Annotated in this window: 18 protein-coding genes; 6 read left to right on the forward strand and 12 right to left on the reverse strand. The window is 49.3% G+C overall.

Translation table 11 applies throughout. From position 1 onward, the window contains the following. Positions 1–98: 98 nt before the first annotated feature. Positions 99–1,088, reverse strand: a complete 990-nt coding sequence (gene nadA, locus ACYVBJ_RS18220; protein ID WP_460983735.1) for a quinolinate synthase NadA — start codon at positions 1,086–1,088, stop codon at positions 99–101. Positions 1,089–1,239: 151 nt separating this feature from the next. Between nadA and ACYVBJ_RS18225 the strand changes: the two genes are divergently transcribed. Then, entirely contained in the window at positions 1,240–2,277 is a 1,038-nt protein-coding gene (locus tag ACYVBJ_RS18225; RefSeq protein WP_460983736.1) for a 2Fe-2S iron-sulfur cluster-binding protein, read from the forward strand. Between the two features lie 16 nt (positions 2,278–2,293). Here ACYVBJ_RS18225 and udk read toward each other — a convergent pair whose 3' ends face one another. The 4 genes from udk to atpD form a co-directional block, all read right to left on the reverse strand. Beyond that, positions 2,294–2,911: a uridine kinase gene (udk, locus tag ACYVBJ_RS18230; RefSeq protein WP_460983737.1), complete on the reverse strand. Its 618-nt coding sequence runs from the start codon at positions 2,909–2,911 to the stop codon at positions 2,294–2,296. Positions 2,912–3,056: 145 nt separating this feature from the next. Continuing rightward, positions 3,057–3,302 (reverse strand): ATP synthase F1 subunit epsilon, encoded by a 246-nt coding sequence (atpC, locus tag ACYVBJ_RS18235; protein WP_460977139.1) that lies wholly within the window; start codon positions 3,300–3,302, stop codon positions 3,057–3,059. Positions 3,303–3,362: 60 nt separating this feature from the next. Further along, entirely contained in the window at positions 3,363–4,034 is a 672-nt protein-coding gene (locus tag ACYVBJ_RS18240) for a hypothetical protein (protein ID WP_460983738.1), read from the reverse strand. Positions 4,035–4,139: 105 nt separating this feature from the next. Continuing rightward, positions 4,140–5,663: a F0F1 ATP synthase subunit beta gene (gene atpD / locus ACYVBJ_RS18245; RefSeq protein WP_460983739.1), complete on the reverse strand. Its 1,524-nt coding sequence runs from the start codon at positions 5,661–5,663 to the stop codon at positions 4,140–4,142. Between the two features lie 375 nt (positions 5,664–6,038). On the opposite strand from atpD, the gene ACYVBJ_RS18250 reads away from it, so the two are divergent. Genes ACYVBJ_RS18250 through ACYVBJ_RS18260 form a run of 3 tightly spaced genes read left to right on the forward strand, consistent with a single transcriptional unit; the run spans position 6,039 to position 10,363 of the window. Next, positions 6,039–9,065, forward strand: coding sequence for a tetratricopeptide repeat protein (locus ACYVBJ_RS18250; RefSeq protein ID WP_460983740.1), 3,027 nt, complete (start codon positions 6,039–6,041; stop codon positions 9,063–9,065). Positions 9,066–9,097: 32 nt separating this feature from the next. Continuing rightward, positions 9,098–9,619, forward strand: a complete 522-nt coding sequence (locus tag ACYVBJ_RS18255; protein WP_460983741.1) for a hypothetical protein — start codon at positions 9,098–9,100, stop codon at positions 9,617–9,619. Positions 9,620–9,631: 12 nt separating this feature from the next. Beyond that, on the forward strand, positions 9,632–10,363 hold the full coding sequence (locus tag ACYVBJ_RS18260; RefSeq protein ID WP_460983742.1) for an ABC transporter ATP-binding protein: 732 nt from the start codon (positions 9,632–9,634) through the stop codon (positions 10,361–10,363). 86 nt (positions 10,364–10,449) lie between these two features. Here ACYVBJ_RS18260 and ACYVBJ_RS18265 read toward each other — a convergent pair whose 3' ends face one another. Both ACYVBJ_RS18265 and ACYVBJ_RS18270 read right to left on the reverse strand, forming a co-directional pair. After that, positions 10,450–11,628, reverse strand: a complete 1,179-nt coding sequence (locus tag ACYVBJ_RS18265; protein WP_460983743.1) for a Gfo/Idh/MocA family protein — start codon at positions 11,626–11,628, stop codon at positions 10,450–10,452. A gap of 132 nt (positions 11,629–11,760) precedes the next feature. Next, positions 11,761–12,234, reverse strand: coding sequence for a GyrI-like domain-containing protein (locus tag ACYVBJ_RS18270; protein ID WP_460983744.1), 474 nt, complete (start codon positions 12,232–12,234; stop codon positions 11,761–11,763). A 302-nt stretch (positions 12,235–12,536) separates the two neighbouring features. Here ACYVBJ_RS18270 and ACYVBJ_RS18275 point away from each other — a divergent pair, with 302 nt between their 5' ends. Continuing rightward, entirely contained in the window at positions 12,537–12,809 is a 273-nt protein-coding gene (locus ACYVBJ_RS18275; protein WP_460983745.1) for an acylphosphatase, read from the forward strand. 61 nt (positions 12,810–12,870) lie between these two features. On the opposite strand, the gene ACYVBJ_RS18280 is transcribed toward ACYVBJ_RS18275, so the two are convergent. After that, positions 12,871–14,700 carry an acyl-CoA dehydrogenase family protein gene (locus ACYVBJ_RS18280; protein WP_460983746.1) on the reverse strand — a complete coding sequence of 610 codons (1,830 nt, stop codon included), beginning with the start codon at positions 14,698–14,700 and terminating at the stop codon, positions 12,871–12,873. A 661-nt stretch (positions 14,701–15,361) separates the two neighbouring features. Here ACYVBJ_RS18280 and ACYVBJ_RS18285 point away from each other — a divergent pair. Continuing rightward, on the forward strand, positions 15,362–16,909 hold the full coding sequence (locus tag ACYVBJ_RS18285) for a LysM peptidoglycan-binding domain-containing protein (protein ID WP_460983747.1): 1,548 nt from the start codon (positions 15,362–15,364) through the stop codon (positions 16,907–16,909). Positions 16,910–16,960: 51 nt separating this feature from the next. On the opposite strand, the gene ACYVBJ_RS18290 is transcribed toward ACYVBJ_RS18285, so the two are convergent. The 4 genes from ACYVBJ_RS18290 to ACYVBJ_RS18305 all read right to left on the reverse strand — a co-directional run bounded on the left by ACYVBJ_RS18290 (position 16,961) and on the right by ACYVBJ_RS18305 (position 20,343). Continuing rightward, positions 16,961–18,139 carry an acetyl-CoA C-acyltransferase gene (locus tag ACYVBJ_RS18290; protein WP_460983748.1) on the reverse strand — a complete coding sequence of 393 codons (1,179 nt, stop codon included), beginning with the start codon at positions 18,137–18,139 and terminating at the stop codon, positions 16,961–16,963. Between the two features lie 107 nt (positions 18,140–18,246). Further along, the gene (locus ACYVBJ_RS18295) at positions 18,247–19,110 is read right to left on the reverse strand and encodes a CE1 family esterase (protein ID WP_460983749.1); all 864 of its coding nucleotides are present in this window, start codon (positions 19,108–19,110) and stop codon (positions 18,247–18,249) included. Positions 19,111–19,184: 74 nt separating this feature from the next. Continuing rightward, entirely contained in the window at positions 19,185–19,739 is a 555-nt protein-coding gene (locus ACYVBJ_RS18300; RefSeq protein WP_460983750.1) for an NADH-quinone oxidoreductase subunit J family protein, read from the reverse strand. A 37-nt stretch (positions 19,740–19,776) separates the two neighbouring features. Continuing rightward, the gene (locus ACYVBJ_RS18305; RefSeq protein ID WP_460983751.1) at positions 19,777–20,343 is read right to left on the reverse strand and encodes a NuoI/complex I 23 kDa subunit family protein; all 567 of its coding nucleotides are present in this window, start codon (positions 20,341–20,343) and stop codon (positions 19,777–19,779) included. Positions 20,344–20,442: the final 99 nt, after the last annotated feature.

The raw sequence follows: 20,442 nt of genomic DNA on the forward strand, positions 1-20,442 counted from the left end.
GATGGCTTTTGCGCTGTTCAGGAGATAGCTTTTTATGGCTTGTACCAATTCGTCAGATCCAATCTGAACGGTTATTTCCATGATCTAGACAACTTTTATTAGTTACTCAGCTCCAGCATGCGCGCAACAGATTCATACGCTTTAACACGTACGTCTTCGGGCACGATGATTTCGGGCTGTTCGTAAAGCATGCAGTTGTACAGCTTTTCGAGCGTGTTCATCTTCATGTATGGACACTCGGAGCAGGCGCAGGTGTTATTCTGGCTGGCTGGTGCCGGAATTATTTTCTTGTGTGGAGCCGCCTGCCGCATTTTGTGCAGAATACCGGCTTCCGTCCCCACAATAAACGTTTGTTCCGGGCTATCCACTACGTATTTAAGCAGAGCCGTAGTTGAACCAACGTAATCAGCCTGACTCAGGATATGCTCCTGACACTCAGGATGCGCAATAAATTTTGCATCCGGGTGTTCCAAACGGAGCTTAGTTAATTTCTCCAGCGAAATGTCAATGTGAACAATGCAGGCACCGTCCCAAAGCACCATATCGCGGCCGGTCTTCTTCGAGACGAAGCGGCCGAGGTTCGCATCCGGAGCAAATATGATCTTCTGATCTTGTGGGAGACTCTCAACAATCTTTAAGGCGTTCGACGACGTAACGATGATGTCGGACAGCGCCTTGATTTCGGCGGAACAGTTAATGTACGATAGCACAATATGGTCGGGGTACTGCGCTTTAAAAGCCGCGAACTTATCCGCCGGGGCTGAGTCAGCCAGCGAACAGCCCGCGTTCAGATCCGGAATCACTACTTTCTTCTGCGGAGAAAGGACCTTTGCCGTTTCACCCATAAAGTGTACGCCACAGAACACGATCATGTCGGCGTTGGTACTGGCCGCTTGCTGCGATAAACCAAGGCTGTCGCCAATGTAATCGGCTAAATCCTGAATCGCCCCATCGACGTAATAGTGAGCCAGTATAACGGCATTCTTTTCCTTTTTCAGCCGGTTAATTTCGGCCACTAAATCTATGTTGTCAGGCACAGGCTCGTTTACGTAACCAATGCGCTGAACTTCCTCTAGTATTGCTTCCATTTGTTGTAGTCAGGTGCTTTTTACATAAACAACGCTGGGTAGGAAATTGTCACAGGCTCCATCGTTAGCGGGCGAATTTCAGCAAACGTTTCGGGCTTTCAAACAACGGGTCATATTTGTGTGGTTTTAGGGATATAGAGCGCCCCTGCGAATGACTACGGATTATCTGAAACTTCGTATTACAGCGATACGACACGAAACGGCAGACACCAGAAGCTATTTTCTCTCAAGTGTGGATGGCCAGCGCGTGCCTTATCGAGCCGGTCAGTTTTTAACGCTTATTTTCGAGCATAATGGGCATGAAGTACGTCGGTCTTACTCGCTTAGCTCGGCCCCCATGGAGCCGCTGCGGCTGACGATTAAGCGGGTTCAAAATGGAGAACTTTCGCGCTACTTACTCGATACACTGCAGGTTGGTGATGCCTTAACCTGTTTATGGCCAGCCGGCCGCTTTACGCTGACAGACGAACCCCGCGATTTAGTACTACTCGGAGCCGGTAGCGGCATAACTCCGCTGTTCTCTATTATCAAGCAGGCGCTTTTCGCCGAGACTGCCCGACACGTAACGTTGCTATACAGTAACTCAACGGAGCGCACGATTATTTTCAGGCCCGAACTCGACGAACTGGCAGCCCGGTTTCCAGCGCGGTTTCGGCTCCTCTACCTGCTCAGTAACCCGACCGACGAGTGGAACGGGATGCGCGGACGCTTGAATAACGTCCTGCTTGAGCGGCTCCTGCCAACGCTTGTTGGTACGTCTGATCTGGCTAACCTCAGTTATTACGTGTGCGGACCAGGCGATTACATGCGGATGGTGCAGTTTACCCTTGTGTTCAGTGGTGTGCGCCCCGAGCAGATCAGGCGGGAAAACTTTGTCGTGGAGCCGGTTGTGCAAACGCCACCCCCCGCGCTTGCGGCTGACCGGACGATGCTGATTCAGCACAGAGAACGGGCCGTTGAGATTCAGGTGCCTGCTTACAAATCCATTTTGCAGGCTGCCCTGGACGAAGGTATCCATCTGCCCTATAGTTGCCGGGGAGGCCGTTGTTCTACTTGTCTGGCCCGGTGTCTGTCCGGACGCATTCACATGACAATTAACGACGTATTGACGGCCCGTGATCTAGCCGAAGGATGGGTGTTGACCTGTACAGGCTATCCCGAAAGCGACGATGTCGTCATCGAGGTTTAGCCGCCAGTTATAGCGATTAGAGTTTGGTTTTCAGGAACGCTATCAGGACTTCCAGCCCTTTCTGGTAGTGCACATTATTTGGAATAACCAGGTCTGCCTCGTCTTTATGCGGCTTTACAAATTCGCGATAGGCCGGACGGACATGGTTATCCCACTGATATTGGATTAGCTCAAGGGTTAGTCCTCGCTCAGCCTGATCACGGGTAATGCGTCGGTTAAGCTTAATCTTGTTCTTAGCGGCAATGTAAACCTTAAGGTCTAACTGGCGGGCTACATCGGGAAAATGAAACACAAACAAACCCTCAACGATGATAATCGGGGTAGGGCGGTAAACAAGCGTTCTTGGTGTAACGTTTGGGTTATTGAACGTGTACTCAGGCGTCTCTACCGTTTGCCGGGCGTGAAGCTGCTCTAAATGCCCGGCAAACAATTCGTGATTTATTGTTTCGGGCAAATCAAAGTTATAGATGCCATTCGGATCTAACGGAATGTGCTCAAGCGTTCGGTAATAATTGTCCTGAGATATAAGGCAAATCTGATCGTGAGTAAATGCGTTGAGGATATCCTTCAGAAACGAGGTTTTGCCCGAGGCACTACCACCAGTAATACCAACGATAAATGGTTTGTTGATCATTCGGTAAAGATATGTGGGAATGAACTGGAAGCGCTTAAAACAAAATGAATCCAGTTCAAGTGTTGATAGGCAAACGGCTTTTATACAACGAAAAGCGAGATACCCAGCTCGAGCATCTCGCTTTTATAGTAACTAAGTGGCTATGTTAGACCACTATAGCTTCGGCTAATACCAGTACCCGGTTCTGGAGTACTTCAACGACACCGCCGTCAACCGTGAACGTCTGCTGACCAGAGGCCGTCTGAACAACAACTGGGCCACGGGCCAGCGTACTCACCAACGGAGCATGGTCGTTCAGAACTTGAAACTGTCCCTGGCTGCCGGGGAACGTTACCGCAGTGGCTTCGCCAGAAAAGACCTTGCGGTCAGGAGTTATAATATCGAGATTCATACTACTTTACGATTTGTGATTCTCGGCGGATGCACGGTTAAGTACATCGTAAGCCCTGAATCAAAGCACTCCTTTCACAAAATTAAGCAAACTGCCAACTTCTGTTTTGGCAATGGGTTCGGCGGCTTTAGCTACAAATCCGCCCTGGTCCAGTTTGCTAACCGTTCCGAGAGCTTTAGACAGCAACGATTGCCCGGTCGAATGAGTTTGTCCGCCAAGCGTCGCCAGGGCGCTGCCGATACTTGATAAACCACCCGATAGCTGACTGCCTTTACCCAACAAAGAGCCTGCCCCCAAAATGCTTTCAAGCTGATTACCGCCCGATGCTAACTTAGCCAGCGCTACTGCTTTTCCCAGTACGCCGTTGCCAAGTGCACCATTGGGAATAAGTGGCAACAACGCCTTTAGTTTGCTTGCCTGCGCTAACAGCTTCGTTTTAAACGACGTTGGCTTCTGCTGGGCTTCCGCTTCCATACGGGCGATGCCCGCTTCAAGTTCCTGACTTGTAGTGGCTTGATCGCCTTTATCTAAAGCCGTTACTGCTTTGTCCAGATGAGCAGTAGACGACGTATCTTCCAGCGCAGCAGGTGCACTGATCGCAGGCTCACGAATGGCTCCTGCCGTAATCTTTGGTTGTGCTAACGAAATTTCACTTTGTGCCGAAACTACTGTTTTGGCCAGGAGAAACACTGCCAGCAATAGTCCCGACGTCAATCTAATCCATGTTTTCATAAAACCGTTTGGGTTATCAATTAAACAAGTAGACCTGAAGTCGAGGGAATTGGTTTTCAGAATACGGCCGTACCTAAGTTTACCGGCCGTATTCTGAACGTATTGTTATTGCCCGGCTTCTTTCAGCATCCGTTCGCCTTTGGCAACGGCATCTTCAATGGTGCCGACCAGGTTAAACGCTGCTTCTGGCAAGTGGTCGTGCTTACCGTCGATGATTTCGTTAAAACCTTTGATAGTGTCTTCGATCGGAACCAGAACGCCTTTCAGACCGGTGAACTGTTCAGCCACGAAGAACGGCTGCGACAAGAACCGTTGAACACGACGAGCGCGCGAAACGATCAGCTTATCTTCTTCCGAAAGTTCTTCCAGACCCAGAATAGCGATGATATCCTGAAGCTCTTTGTAACGCTGCAGGATTTCTTTTACGCGCTGAGCGGTGTTGTAATGCTCATCGCCCAGAATTTCGGCAGTAAGAATCCGTGACGTAGAATCGAGCGGGTCAACCGCGGGATAAATACCAAGCTCAGAGATTTTACGGCTCAATACGGTCGTAGCATCCAAGTGAGCGAAAGTCGTTGCCGGCGCGGGGTCAGTCAAGTCATCGGCAGGTACGTAAACGGCCTGTACCGACGTAATGGAACCACGTTTAGTCGACGTAATACGCTCCTGCATGACGCCCATCTCGGTTGCCAGGGTTGGCTGGTAACCTACGGCAGAGGGCATCCGACCTAACAGAGCGGATACTTCAGAACCAGCCTGGGTAAACCGGAAGATGTTATCAACGAAGAACAGAATGTCGCGACCAGCACCTTCGCCGTCACCATCGCGGAAATATTCAGCAATGGTCAGACCGGACAGGGCCACCCGAGCCCGGGCGCCTGGGGGTTCGTTCATCTGACCGAATACAAACGTTGCCTGGCTTTTGGTCAGCTCTTCGGCATCGACCTTCGTCAGGTCCCAGCCGCCTTCTTCCATCGAGTGCTTAAACGCGTCGCCGTACCGGATGATACCGGCTTCGATCATTTCACGGAGCAGGTCATTTCCTTCGCGGGTCCGTTCGCCAACACCAGCAAATACCGACAGACCCGCGTAGGCTTTAGCAATATTATTAATTAGCTCCTGGATCAATACAGTCTTGCCTACACCAGCTCCACCGAAAAGGCCGATTTTACCGCCTTTCGCGTAAGGCTCCAGCAGGTCAATTACTTTAATACCCGTAAAGAGTACTTCGGTAGACGTAGCAAGGTCTTCAAATTTTGGTGCACCCCGGTGAATGGGCAACCCGCCAGCGCTCTGGGGCTGAGGAATACCATCGATAGCGTCGCCAACGACGTTGAACAGCCGTCCGCGAACACCGTCGCCCGAAGGCATTGTAATCTGGTGGCCAAGGTCGGTAACGTTCATCCCGCGGAACAGTCCGTCGGTCGAGTCCATCGCAATGGCCCGAACACGGTCTTCACCAAGGTGTTGCTGAACTTCCAGAATTACCTGCTGCCCATTGGCTTTGGTTACTTTGAGGGCGTCCAGAATGGCGGGAATCCGCGAGCCTTCGCCCTCGAAACTCACGTCCACGACCGGCCCGATTATTTGCGTAATCTTACCCGTATTGACTGCCGTTTCCGTAATCATTTGTATGTGATGTAGCTGATTGAAAAGTTGCCCATTATTTGGGACTGCAAAAGTAGGAGAAAAACCGCGTAAGGTCAAGGGACGCTTTACTCATTTTACAGCTAGTTCACCATCGAATGGGTTTGGCAATAAGCTTTTTAGGTGTTGGGGCGCTGAAACGGAGTCGTTCGCCGATTTGTACAAAAGTTAGTTTAAGAACGAAGTCCGTGTTGGTTGGTCAGTAGTTGCCCGGCCTGCTACGTCAGCCGCCAGACTAAAGCAGAGTATATTCCGCTACGTGTGATTATACGGTTGAGTAAGACTTTGACAGGCAATTGATTACCCACGCGAAGGTCCGCAAAGGCACTAAGCCGTTCGCAACTGCGTTTCCTTTGCATGTCGTCATTATTTTTCTGGAAAGAATGGAGTCGGTCTTACCGGCTTACTTACCTGGCCTCTCTTCTTTTTTTCGGTGGTAGTCTCATTCTGTTTGCCGTTGCCTGGCTGCGCGGTCTGTCTAATGTTGTTCGCTGGGACGTACTAAGCGAGCTGAATGAACTGCCCATCGTGCTCCATTCATTCACCGATGGCCTGCTCGATTATTCCGTAAATGGTAAAGCCTATGCTGTCTCCGAACAGTTTATCGCTTCAGCCATGCAGGTCATACCCGGCCTGGCCACGGCTTTTTTGATTGGCATAGGCATCGCTTTCGTTCTTCTGAACAGCGCCATTACGCGCTTCGATCGTGTTCGGTATCTCGTCAGTATGGTCGTGATGATCGTAGGACTGGCCTTTTTTCGGTGGGAGATGCTGGAAATACCTGGTCTGGGCGGTAATTATCTGTTTTTGCTATTGACGTTTGTGTTTGGGTCGGTTAGTTATTATTTCCACGCATTTCGGACGGATCATGCGCTACCGGTACGTGTTGGGGTATTCGCCGGTGTAACCGCCTTAGTAGCCGCTCTGCTAAGTGCCGTGACACCGGTTTCGCTGCCTGCCTTAACCATCGTTAGCTATGGAATGCCGGTTCTGCTGGCATTTAGCATCGGGTTCATCTTCTTTATCGCGGCCGAAATCATTGCGGGGCTGGTATGGTTGACCTCAACCGGGCGTTCAGATGCCGGTGCCGCAAGTGGTAACCGGCGGGCCCTGGGGCTGACCAATTTTCTCATCATCAGCTCTCTATATTTAATCAACCTAATCCTCATCTGGCTAAAGAACACGAAGTCGATTGACTGGGATATACTGGCCATCAGTCCCTTCGTTTTATACCTGATTTCGGTAGCGGTAGGGGTTTGGGGGTTTAAACGACTGACCGAACAGCAGGGTGTCGTTACGTTCAGCGGGGGCGCAGCGTGTTTGTACACGGGTCTTGCGCTGCTTACTACGTTGACGATGGCGTACGCGTTTGGTACGGCCAATGACCCTTTGGTCGAGATGTTTGAAGACGTAATAGTCTACACACATCTGGCCATGGGGCTGTTCTTTGTTGCCTACGTATTGATAAACTTATGGCCAATGTTTCGTCAGAATCTGCCGGTCTACCGGATCTTATACAAACCGAAGCGACTGGAACTTAGCTTGTTTCGGGTCGCGGGGGTGTTTGGCGTGGTGGTTCTTCTCGCTTCGGGTGGTCTGATTACCGTGCGGCAATTTGCCGCCGGATACTATAACGGTTTGGGCGATTTATACACGGCTAACAATGAGCCTGCGTCGGCCAATGCGTTTTACCAGCTTGCGCTGGAGCAGGAGTTTCAGAACCATAAGTCGAACTATGCGCTGGCCTCGCTGGCGTTATCGCAGAATAACCAGACGGCGGCCGCTTTTTATTTTCAGCAGGCTACGTTGAAGCAACCTAATCCACAGGATTACGTAGGGCTCAGTCAGACGTACCTGCAAACGGATTTGTTCTTTGAAGCCGTCAAAACGTTGCAGCGGGGCATACGGGTGTTTCCGAAAAGTGGTGAGTTACAGAACAATCTGGGTTATCTCTACGCCCGGACGAGTGTCGCCGACTCGGCTTATTATTATTTTAAATCGGCTACTGCAAATGCGGGTCGAACGGAGGTCGCTGAGTCGAATTTACTGGCATTCTACGTGAAGAACCCTAAATTGCTGGCTGCTGACTCGAGCCTGGTCAAGAGCAGCGTTCAGTCAGACTACGAATCCTATCAGGCGAATTCGCTTGCTCTGCGACTGCTTACCCAGGCTGATGCCGATACAACACAGCCTGATCCGCCAGAATGGCTGGGAGGAAACCAGGCCGGTGAAGGGCTAAGTGTTGGCCGATTTGCCAGCTTGTATAACTTTGCTTTGGTTAATCCACGTCCTGACACGACGCTAACATCAACCCTGCAGCGTCGCGCAGCTGATCCCGTCAATCAGGATTTTACGGATGACCTGTTAGTTGCGCAGGCCGTAGCTGAATACAACCGCCATAACCACACAACGGCTTTCGGGCTGATCAGTCAGCTCGCGGAGGGGGACCAACGTAATGGCCCGGCTTACCGTTCGATCACGGGTTTATGGTTACTCGAACAGGGATTGTACCGCAAGGCGGCTGAGCAGTTTGGGTATAATACGGATACGACATCTATGTATTACCAAGCCCTGGCATTAACCAAAGCGGGTGATCCGGTGTTGGCTCAGTCGTTTTGGGAAACGGCTTCCATGAACGATTCGGCGGTCGCTTCGCTGAAACAGGTTTTGTATGACGAGCGAAAGCCGCAAACCGATCTGGAAAAAGCGTTTTACGTAACGTACCGCCCCGACGATCTGAACCGGGGCGCGTATTGGGAAACCATTACCGACGCTAGTTTAAAAACGGTAGCTGGTGTTGCTCTGGCAAACGATTATCTTGTTCAGCTCCAGTGGCGAAATGCGCAGTTGATGCTGTCTACGCTTCCTGATTCAACCCAGCCGATCAGTCCGGTAGCTTTGTCAATGCGAAATATAGCCGCTTTGCGTTTGTCCGCGTTTCGCCGGAGCGTTGGGTCTGCCGAAACCATAGCGAAGTTACCTGTTCTGCCACAACACGAAGCCGAACGAGCGTATTGGCTGGGACAAACGTATGAACGAGCCAGAAGACCCGTTCAGGCAATGGAGGCTTATAAACGGGCCTATAGCCACGCACCACTGAATGCGCCGATCATTACGGCCATCGCTCAGTTAGAACAGCTGGGAAAGCAAATGCAACAGGCGTATGACCTGGTGCTGACGGCTTTGCCGTTTAATGAAGACAATGCCGATCTGCTCAAAACATACATCTCTTTATGCCTTGATTTGAGCCTGCCTGACTACGCTACCAACGCGTTAAGTAAGCTCCAGGCGGCTACAACTCCTGCCGATTATCAGGCGTTTATGGTAACTTATCAGGAAAGGCTCGCTTTAATCGAAAAGGATAGAAATAAATTCATTCAGTAGTGTAGATTTGGTGCTACCTAAACAGAAGCACCATGGATAAAAAATTAAGCTGGGTCAAGAACGCATTCAGCCGTGACACGATCATTACTGAAAACAATCAGCCAGTAGGTGGTATGCATCGCGATGCCTTTAGCCGGGACGTTGAAGCGTACTTGTACAGCCTGAAAATTCGGTTTGATGTAATGGGTTTCCTGGTCCACAATGTTAATATCCATGATGTGAGTAACGGCGACCAGATTGTCGGCCGGATTACGTTTCATTTCGGAAAACGCGCGGAACTACGGTTAGAAAACGGCGAGCTTTATACCTGGAAACGCCATAACGTACTGATGCGCCAGTGGGACATGATTCGGGAGGGCAAAACGGACGCTGAGGATAAAGAGGTTGTGAACTACTCCCTTACGCGCCAGTTTTTCAGCGATCATGGTGACATAAACATCGAAGACACGAGCTCAACGTCGGCACTGGTTGTGCTGACAGGCTTATTTATTAGAAACTATTTTCAACGCCGTCGGCGAGTCGCTGCCGGAGCCATCGCAGCCGCTGGCGCTTAATCATAGAAGTTGATGAACATTATTGAAACCCACAGTATCGCTAAACGCTATGTGATGGGGACTGAAGTGGTAGAAGCCCTTAAATCTATCACAATCTCCGTCAGAAAAGGAGAATACGTCGCGTTCATGGGCCCATCCGGTTCGGGCAAATCGACGCTGATGAACATTGTTGGTTGTTTGGACTCGCCAACGTCCGGACAGTACGTCCTGAACGGTCAGGACGTGAGCGGAATGGGCGAAAACGAACTGGCTGAGGTACGTAACAAAGAGATTGGATTTGTGTTCCAGACGTTCAACCTGTTACCCCGGCAAACGTCGCTTGAGAACGTAGCGCTGCCGTTGATATACGCTGGCTACAGCAAGGCCGATCGGACCGAAAAGGCAATGCTGGCTCTGAAAAATGTGGGTTTAGAAAACCGCGCCGGGCACCGGCCCAATGAACTGTCGGGTGGTCAGCGCCAGCGGGTCGCTGTGGCCAGAGCGCTGGTAAATGACCCCAGTATTCTGCTGGCTGATGAACCGACCGGTAACCTGGATACGAAGACGTCTTATGAAATTATGGACCTCTTCGATCAGATCCACAGCAAAGGCAACACGGTAATCATGGTTACGCACGAAGAAGATATTGCCGAATATGCTCACCGCATCATTCGTCTGCGCGATGGACTCGTTGAAACGGATCGTGTGAATACGAACATACGTAAAGCCAGAGCGCTTATGCAGTCGATTGAATCGGCGGAGTAGGTGAAATCAGTACAAACGTAACGTGGGTGCAGCAAGGGAATGAGTATTCTCTCCACTTGCTGCACCCACGTTACGTATCTGCCAAGTTAAGCTTTTAGGTCAATCTTGCGGCCGGTTTCGGCGGCTCTGTAAATGGCTTGCAGAAGCCGAACGTCGCGCAGGCCTTCTTCGCCGGTGATGTGATCGGGAAGTTTTTTGCCATCGAGCAGGTCTTTACAGACGCCATCCATGTGATTCGCCTGATGGTTCACCACAGGTTGCTCAATGGGCCCCTTGCTGGTACGTCCTTTGAGTGGTCCGTAACCAAAGGCGGGTGAAAGCTCAAACCAGCCTTTCTCGCAAGAAGCGTATAACCGCTCAACGCCCCCTGTGTAACTGGTGGTGGAGTTGCTGACGGCTCCGCTCGGAAACTGAAACTGCCAGAACATGGTCTCTTCCAGGTCCTTGAACTTTTGCGGTTCGGTTTTCGGCGAAAACTGGGCAGTAACCGAAATCGGCTCTTCGCCCGTTACGTAGCGAGCGCCCTGAATGGCATAGATGCCTACGTCCATGAGAGCACCACCACCGGCCATGTCTTTTTTCATCCGCCACTGAGTCGGATCACCAATACGAAAGGCGTCGCTGCTTTCAATGAATTTTACCGGCCCGAACACCTTTTCCTGGCCTAACCGCATCACTTCTTTCGTAAATGGTTCATAGTGAAGCCGATAGCCAACGGCAAGCTGCTTGTTCGCCTTTTTGCAGGCATCAATCATGTTCTGACACGCTTTGGGCATAATGGCCATCGGCTTTTCGCAGATGACATGCTTCCCTGCCTGAGCCGCCCGTATTACGTATTCTTCGTGCATCGAATTAGGCAGCACTACGTATACTACATCAATATCCTTATTGTCAGCGATGCGGTCGAAGGTCTTGTAGTCGTACACATTTTCCTTCGGGATATTGTACTTCTTCATCCATTCGTCGGCCTTCGACGGAGTACCCGTAACGATACCGGCCAGGCGGCAATACTGCGTTTGCTGTAGCGCTGGTGCGAGCTGATTTTTACTGTAGCTACCCAGGCCAACCAAGGCAATACCCAGCTTCCGACCGGGCTGGTGCAGGCGAGTCAAGTCCGGGCTTGTGATTAATGAATGAGTACGGGCATACTCGTCCAGATAAGCTTCGGTACCCGCCTGACCGACGAGCGGTATAGACGCCATACCGGCACTTAACGCCGACAGGCGATGTAAAAAGTTTCTGCGAGAGAAATCTGCGTTTTTCATGGACAGGAAATAAGCGTATAGGATACGCGGTAAAGCTACGAAAAATGCAGCACGCAGTTGGGCCATAAAAAAACTGTCCACAAATCAGCCCTTGCGGGCATGACTGTGGACATACATTAAGGTTGGCTTATTTTACAGACGTTCGATTTGAATTTCTGTCACACAATTTGCTGGATTTTCAATATCAACAACAACATACACCTCACGAATGATGCTGCCACCCTGATACCCTTCCCCATAAAATTGAGCAAACAGGGTGTTATACACAGTGGGAAATTCACTCCATGAACCGGTATGCGTATATGATACGCAACGGAAGGGTCGGAATGTCGTGACCGAAAATACGTTTGATTCGTCTTTTGCCCGCTCAATGGGCAGAACGATGTTGAGCTGAAAGGCATTGGCTGGGTTGCCGGTAACGTCGGTGTACACGTAGTGAATGGGCCCGGCGGGAAAAAGGCCTAAGCGATCAGCTTCTGCATACAGCTCCTCCGGAATGTGGTTATGCTCATTCATCGCCTGGAGCGTAGTTTGAGTAGTGAAGCACAAGGCCGTGAACGGTTCTACATCGGTAGCGTGTAAATCAATACCTGTTGTTTGCTGCATTGTCATAATTTTTGGGTTTATCAGACGACTGCACCAAAGGTCGGGCGTAGCTGTGACAGCCTTATGTCAGTAGCTTTTTACAAATTTTTAAGAAGATATGTATCGCATTGTCAGCTCCCCGATTGCGGTATGTGTATCGTAATGAAGACAAATTCTGATGGTTAGGTACTGGTAATTGACGTATTATAGTTTCTCAAAGATTCCATGACGTTAAGGCGCTAACAATACGTAGCTGATGGCAGTTAGAAGACTACGACGGGCTTCAGAAAGACGTTTCTGCCGTATCTCAAACAAAACGACTAATGAAAAAGAACATAATCATTCATGTATCGGGCCAATTGGGTGGAACGCTGTTTCGGCAGGAGGCTCGGCAGAAAGGCGAAAAACTTGGCTTGGTAGGCCATGCCCAGATAGAACCGAACGGCGATCTGCGTATCGACGCCGAAGGTGTGCCAGAAGCCCTGGATCAACTCGTGGATTGGTGCAAAACAGGTCCCGATGGTACCGAGGTGCAGAACATACAAGTCTCTGATGGCGAGCTTCAGGGTTTCGACCGGTTTATGGAAATGCGGTAAAAAAGAAAACCAGCCCCAAGTACCGGGGCTGGCTTATAGTTGATGAAGTCAATCGGAATGATTAAAAAATGTATTTGTTCTCGGCAATCATAGCGTCTGCTATCTGACGACGAGCGTTCTTCAGGTTCATTGGCTCAATTTTCGTGAACCGTTTCAAGCCCATCAGCATTCCCCGCAACTCATCACCTTCGGCGAAAGACGTAATAGCTGCCCGGCCTGCATTGTTCACTTTTTCGACTGCCTCGTGTAAATACACCAGGGCCATTTGTTTTTGTAACGCAACGGCTTCTTCACCTTTCGTACCGATCAGCTTTTCTACGCGTAACAATACTGACTCGGCTGCGTATATTTCGATAACCATGTCGGCAATGTTCATGAGGATTTCCTGCTCGGAGGATAAGTTCATCATGAACTTCTGTACAGCCGCGCCAGCCACCATGAGCCCTGCTTTTTTAAGATTACGCAAGACTTTTTTCTCCGCTATAAACAAGCCTTCTTCCTCATCCGAATTGAAGTCGGGAATAGACATAATTTCCTTAGCAACCGCCATCGCTGGGCCCATCAGGTCTAACTCACCTTTCATGGCCCGCTTCAGCAGCATATCGACAACCAGCATGCGGTTGATCTCATTCGTACCTTCAAAAATCCGGTTAATGCGGGCATCACGGTAGGAACGGTCCATTGGCGCATCGGCTGAATAGCCCATACCTCCGTATACCTGCACACCTTCATCGACTACGTAGTCCAGTACTTCTGATCCGTGCACCTTCATGATGGCGCATTCAATGGCAAACTGCTCAAGGGCTTTCAACTTAGCCTGGCCGTCTTCCATGCCTTTTTCTTTCAGATCTTCAATGAGCTCATCAATGTTCTGGCCAGCCCGGTACGCAGCGGTTTCAGAGGCATACACCTTTATCGCCATCTCAGCCAGTTTATGCTTGATCGCGCCAAACTCTGAAATCGGCGTTTTAAACTGCTTCCGCTCGTTTGAGTACCGAATCGCGTTGTTGATCACCTCTTTAGAACCGCCTACCGCAGCGATACCCAGCTTAATACGGCCAATGTTCAGAATGTTCACCGCAATCTTGAAGCCGTTACCACGCTCCGACAGTAGGTTTTCAACCGGTACCTTTACGTCGTTGAAGAAGATCTGACGCGTATCGGAGCCTTTGATACCCATTTTGTGCTCGGGCTCATTCATGGTGATACCTTCGTACGTGCGCTCAACGACGAACGCCGATAGGTTTTTGTCCAATTGGCCCGCACCGGCGGACCGGTTGCCATCATCAACCTTCGCGAAAACGATGTATATATCGGCGAAGCCACCGTTGGTAATCCACATCTTCTGACCGTTCAGGATGTAGTATTTTCCGTCTTCGCTGAGGGTCGCTTTAGTTTTGCCTGAGTTCGCATCTGAACCCGAGTCTGGCTCAGTTAAGCAATAAGCGGCCTTCCACTCGCCGGTAGCAAGTTTAGGTAAATATTTAACTTTTTGCTCTTCGTTGCCGTAATACACGATAGGCAGCGTACCAATACCCGTATGAGCCGATAAGGCAACCGAGAACGAGTGGCCTGCACCAGTCACCTCAGCCACGAGCATGGAGGTGTTGAAATTCATGCCGAAGCCCCCAAACTCTTCCGGTACGGATGTGCCCAGCAGACCCAGTTCACCAGCCTTATCCATCAACGATGAAATCAACTCTGGTGATTTAGCATTATCTATTTCGTTGAGACGCGGCCAGATTTCACGCTCCAAAAACTCGCGGCTGCTGGCAGCAATCATTAACTGCTCTTCCGTAAACTCTTCTGGAGTAAATACCTGAGCAGCAGTGGTTTCTTTAATCAGGAACTCACCTCCCTTTATAGAGGCTTTGGGCTCTGTCGCAATCATAGTTAAGGTTGTTTGTTATGCTTGCATACTAATTATTGTACAAATAAAATAAGAATAGGATTAGTATGCAAGCATACTAATAACAAAAGTAATGGTAAAATAATCCGCTTAGTCAGAAGCAATTTTTTGTGCTACGTAGCCGGATCTGAAGCAGGTCTAACCTACGGAAGAATTCAAAATTCATAGTTAACGGCTAGTCTATTCACAATTCTAATTTGTATTTTTGAAAGATGGGCAATAACGTATGTTACTTTAAACAAGATAAAATAACCCGCTAACGAGCTATTGTTGCATGAGTAAATACAAAGCCTTTATTAATGTATTTGTAATTTTTCAAAGTTTAGTTTTATTCACTTATCGTGTATCAGGGCAATCGATTCCGGATGTTTCGCCCACTATAAAGTTCGCTGGTGTTACTATCCATCTTACCGATGCGGAACAGATACAACTTAAGCAGGAAGTAAGTAAACTATACGGAAACAGAAATCAACTTCTGCGTGAGGTGGCTACGCTACGTCAGTTAACCGCACTTTTGCAGCCACGAATACGGGAAGCAGGTTTGCCAGACGATTTCCGTTACGTTATTATGCCCTTTGCGGACGTAAAACCTAATACGTATTGGTCCGTTCAGGAATCACAGGTTCAAACCTTAAGATTATTGGTGAATAGTGAGGTTGATGAGCGATACCACCCCATCCTGGTTACAGAAGCTGTACTTCCGTATCTAAGCCGACTTCAGGAAACACAAAGCAACTACGTAGCCACGCTGCTACGCTATTTCCAACTGACTACTGCTCCTTATACCGTTGCCCAAAAAGATCCTGCTGATATCCAACTTAGCCCGCAGGTTCCTTCTATACTCTGGAAAGTGCTGGCCCGAAAGCTGGCAATTGAGAATGAAGAGCCAACGTATCGGCCCATACCCGCCTATTTATTTTTCGAGTATCGCAAAGGTGGGGGGCAAACGTTGGTGTCTATTGCCAAAAGTTTGAAAGTAGATATCGATCGAGTAACGCCAGTTAATAAATGGCTGCTAGACAGTACTGTTCCTACCGACAAAGACTATTCAGTATTAGTCCTCGTTACGCCCGACGAGCTTCCCACGGTAAAACTAGCTGCGGATGTAAATCTTCCAGTAGCCCCTGACTATCAAACGGATATCGGATTTCCGATTGTGAAAAAGATGCCGGAGCGAGAGTCCGGGCTACGTTCAAAGGCGGTTTTGTATACCATTAATGAACGGTTGGGAGTTCAGGCGCAGGTTTGTGATAACCCGGTTATTCTCGCTTATTATGGTCGGATATCAATTCGCCAATTCTTGAAGTACAATGAGCTCACGGAGCAGGATGTCGTGTGGCCGGGGCAAATTTATTACCTCGAACCAAAAGCAAAACGGGCCAAGGTTCCGTATCATGTGATGCAGAGGAATCAGACCTTACGGGAAGTATCAAACATGTACGGAGTTCGCCTGTCGTACCTTTTGTTCTTCAATGATATTGCCCCAACGCAGCGTGTACAGCCGGGCCGTATAATCTGGATGCGCAAAAAACGGCCTTACCGTCGGCCGGTTGAATATCTGCAATTACCGCCTGTCGATCAAACCCCAGTTCTTAAACGAGATACAGTAATAGCCGATTCGTCTTTAGCCATACTTCCGCAGGCACAGGCTCAGGATAGTAGCAGCATCGCTCGTCAAGATTCTGTTCAGGCTACCGTCATTGCCTCTGATTCGGCTCGACATGATTCGATCAAGGTAGATTCCGTCCAACATGTTGCCGATACGTTAGCCAACTACAAAGAGATGTCTGAACCTGAACCGCAGCCCACCGAGCGCTTTAAAATGCACGTTGTTAAGCCAGGCCAAACGTATTACGCTATTTCACGATTGTACAACGTTAGCGTACAGCAACTCTACAGGTGGAATAATTTATCGGAGCGGATTGCTTTAAGAGTAGGTCAGGAGCTGATTATTGACACCAGTAAACCGGTAGCTGGTAAACCGGCTTCTAAGCCCCCAGCGAAAGTATCCGTCCGGCCGACGAAGTCTGTCCCGAATACCCCAAGTGTGTATTATTATATCGTTAAACCTGGGCAAACAGTTTACCGGATAGCCCTGATTAATAAAGTCAGTATTCCTAACCTGATGCGCTGGAACAACTTAGCGAACTATACCATCGCTGTAGGGCAGCGTTTACTTATTCGTCGTTAATCAAAAAGGCTACTCAGATGAGTAGCCTTTTTGATTAACGACGAACGGAATTTAGTTCAACCGCTCAAATATACCGGCAACGCCCTGACCACCGCCCACACAGGCTGATACCATACCGTATTTTTGGTCACGACGGCGCATCTCATTCAGTAACTGAACCGATAAGCGGGCACCGGTTGAACCGAGTGCGTGACCGAGTGCAATGGCACCACCGTTCGGGTTAATCCTGTCGCGATCAAGACCAAGTTCCTGAATAACGGCTAACGATTGAGCCGCAAACGCTTCGTTAAGTTCGATCAACTCAATATCGTCCTGGTTCAGACCTGCTTTCCTGAGCGCAATAGGTATGGCCGCTACTGGCCCGATGCCCATGATCTTAGGTTCTACACCAGCGGAGGCATACGATACCAGGCGGGCAATTGGCTGCAGGTTCAACTCGTTGACGAGCCGTTCTGACATAATAAGTACGAAAGCCGCACCGTCCGATGTTTGAGACGAGTTACCAGCCGTAACAGATCCACCAGCCGCAAATACAGGCTTTAGCTTAGCCAGTCCTTCGGCGCTGGTGTCTTTACGCGGACCTTCATCCTGCGTAACGCTCCACTCGCGGGTTTTCTTTTTACCGCTCTCCGCGTCGAAGTAAGTTTCGCTAACCTTGATAGGCACAATTTCGTCGGCAAATTTTCCGGCAGCCTGAGCGGCTAACGCTTTCTGATGAGACTCATAAGCGAACTCATCCTGTGCGTCGCGGCTGATATTAAATTGCTGAGCGACTTGCTCGGCTGTAAGCCCCATACCAATGTAATAGTCGGGGTTGGTCTTGGCTATTTCGTAATTCAGCGCTGTCTTCCAGCCCATCACCGGGACGAGAGACATTGATTCGGTTCCTCCTGCGATCATGCAGTCAGCCAGACCCGCATGAATTTTTGCAGAAGCTATCGCAATGGCTTCCAGTCCGGAGCCGCAATAGCGGTTGATGGTCATTCCGGGTACACTCTGAGGTAGAGAAAGCAGCGAAATATACCGGGCAATCTGCATGCCCTGTTCGGCTTCAGGTACAGCGTTGCCAACAATAAGGTCTTCAACCCGCGCCGGATCAAGGTTAGGAACTTGACTTAATAAGTGTTTGATAACCTCGGCCGCCATATCGTCGGGGCGGGTCAAACGGAGACCACCACGGGGGGCTTTACCCACCGCAGTACGGTAACCGGCTACAATGTATGCGTCCATATCTAGACTGTTGATTACGGATTAAGCAGAAAACTCATTGCAATAACTTATTTTTTGCGGGAATAATTACAGGACTATTGTAAAAATATTATGCACGCATACCAATATTAAGGCTGTAATTGCCTTTGAAAAAAGGCCCACGATTCGAGGTAGACATTTATATCGTTCGGATAATCATGCTTACCTCCTTTCACTTGTAGCAGCGTGACCTCGGGTTTACCTGTTTGCTTGTAAGTATATCGCTCGATCGTTTTCCCATCTGTAGGGTCAGCATCCGGTAGTTGCGTTGTAGTCGGTTTAATGGTGTAACCTGCTAAATCGGCCCAGTACCGGAAGGTGCGTTCGGTCGATCGGACCAAGCCTAAGCTAACGTTGCCGGTGATCACCTCTCCGCCATTGTAGGGGTTAACGGTATCGTCGGTACCGTTCGTAATCATGACGGGAAGTGGTATGCGCTTTTCGGGACAATCCAGATTGTTGGTGTCGGGTAAGTTGGCAATGATGGCTGATATAGCCCGAAATCTCTCGGGCATAGTTAAAGCCAGTTTGTAAGCCATGTGGCCCCCACCTGAGGTTCCCACCGCGAATACCTTCCTAGGGTTAATTTGATAGCGCTGCTGAAAATAATGGATCATGCTGTCGAAAAAGGCATTATCGTTTATGTTCTCCAGGTTAGCCGCCGACTGAGCGGTTTTGCGGCACTCGTTCCAATAGCGTTTGTAGCCATCGGGGTACACCAGCAGGATATTCTCTTTCGGAGCTATATCTTCTAACTTCTTCGCGCCGTTACGTATGCCTTCGCCGTTGCCCCCTGAGCCATGTAAAATAAAAATCAACGTAGCCTGCGGTCGAACAGGTTTCAGGAAATGAAAGGTTCGCTGATGCCCTTCGATCAGTACCGAATCGTTAATCAGTTGTCCATTGGCAGATGTTACTACCACCATGAAGAAGAGAATGAATACGTAGCGCATAGATGAAAATAAGTAAGCCGCTCACTGAGCGGCTTACTTGTGAATAAAGTTAAAAAGCACCAAACCCGGTTTGATCAGAAATGCCGGTCTCCAGCTTCGCGTTTGCCAAGCATAACGGCGCCAACCATGGCAACCAGAAAGAGAACCGACGCCAGCTCAAACGGCAGAATATAATCGCTATATAACAACTGACCAAGATTTTCGACCAGACCCGTCTTTGCGTTAAACGACATCGGGCTAAATGTTGGTACCTGTGCACTCTTTGCCCTGAAGATGGTGATCAGCATGATCATTAGTAAGCCGCCAACAACGACTGAGGCCATTTTGGTCAGGTTCGTTTTTGATTCCTCATCTTCCTTCCGTAAGTTCAGAAACATAATGGTGAACAGAAATAACACCATAATTGCACCCGCGTAAACGATGATATTCACGGCAGCTAAGAACTGCGCATTTAGCAAAACGTAATGGCCAGACAGGCAGAAGAATGTGCCGATCAGGCCTAATACGCTGTAGATAGGGTTACGAGCCGTTACTACGCTGATCGCACTGAAAAGGGTCAGCGCGGTTAGGAACAAGAAAAGATACCCGGTAGGAGTGAGTGTCTTAAGGAAGTTTAAATAGTCAGTCATTGCTTGGTCGATTGGAGGGCACTTGAGTCGGTTTCGACTAGGTAGCGGCCCGTGTCAAACTAGGCTCGGTTGGTGTAGCCTTTACTTCTGAGTTGGCAATGCGGATGTACCGATCGTCCATTTTCTCGACCAGCCGGTCTTTGCCATAAATGACTTCATCGCGTTCCTGAAAAACAGGTACCATCCGATCGTGACGGAGATAAATTGCCTGTTTTGGGCAAGCTTCCTCGCATAAACCACAAAAGATGCAACGAAGCATATGCACTTCATACACGGCTGCGTACTTTTCTTCGCGGTATAAATTCTCTTCGCCTTTCGTTCGTTCAGCCGCCACCATTGAAATAGCCTCAGCGGGGCATGCTACGGCGCATAAGCCACAGGCCGTACAGCGTTCGCGCCCTTGTTCATCGCGCTTCAGTACGTGATGCCCCCGATAAATGGGTCCGAGGTATTTTTTTACCTCTGGATATTGAATCGTAGGCTTTTTTCGGAAGAAGTGACGTATCGTAATGGCTAAGCCACTAATGACTGCAGGCAGATACATTTTCTCTGCGAGCGTCATTTCTTTATTGCTAACTTGTTTAGAGCGATTCGTTAGTTGCATTATGGTCAGTTGTCAGCTTTCTGATTATTAATTTGTCGTTCGAGGTTTAGCCTTGTAAAAGTCTCTCAATCAAACCACAAACCGGTAACAGAAACAAAT

Source organism: Spirosoma fluminis, from assembly GCF_054778895.1.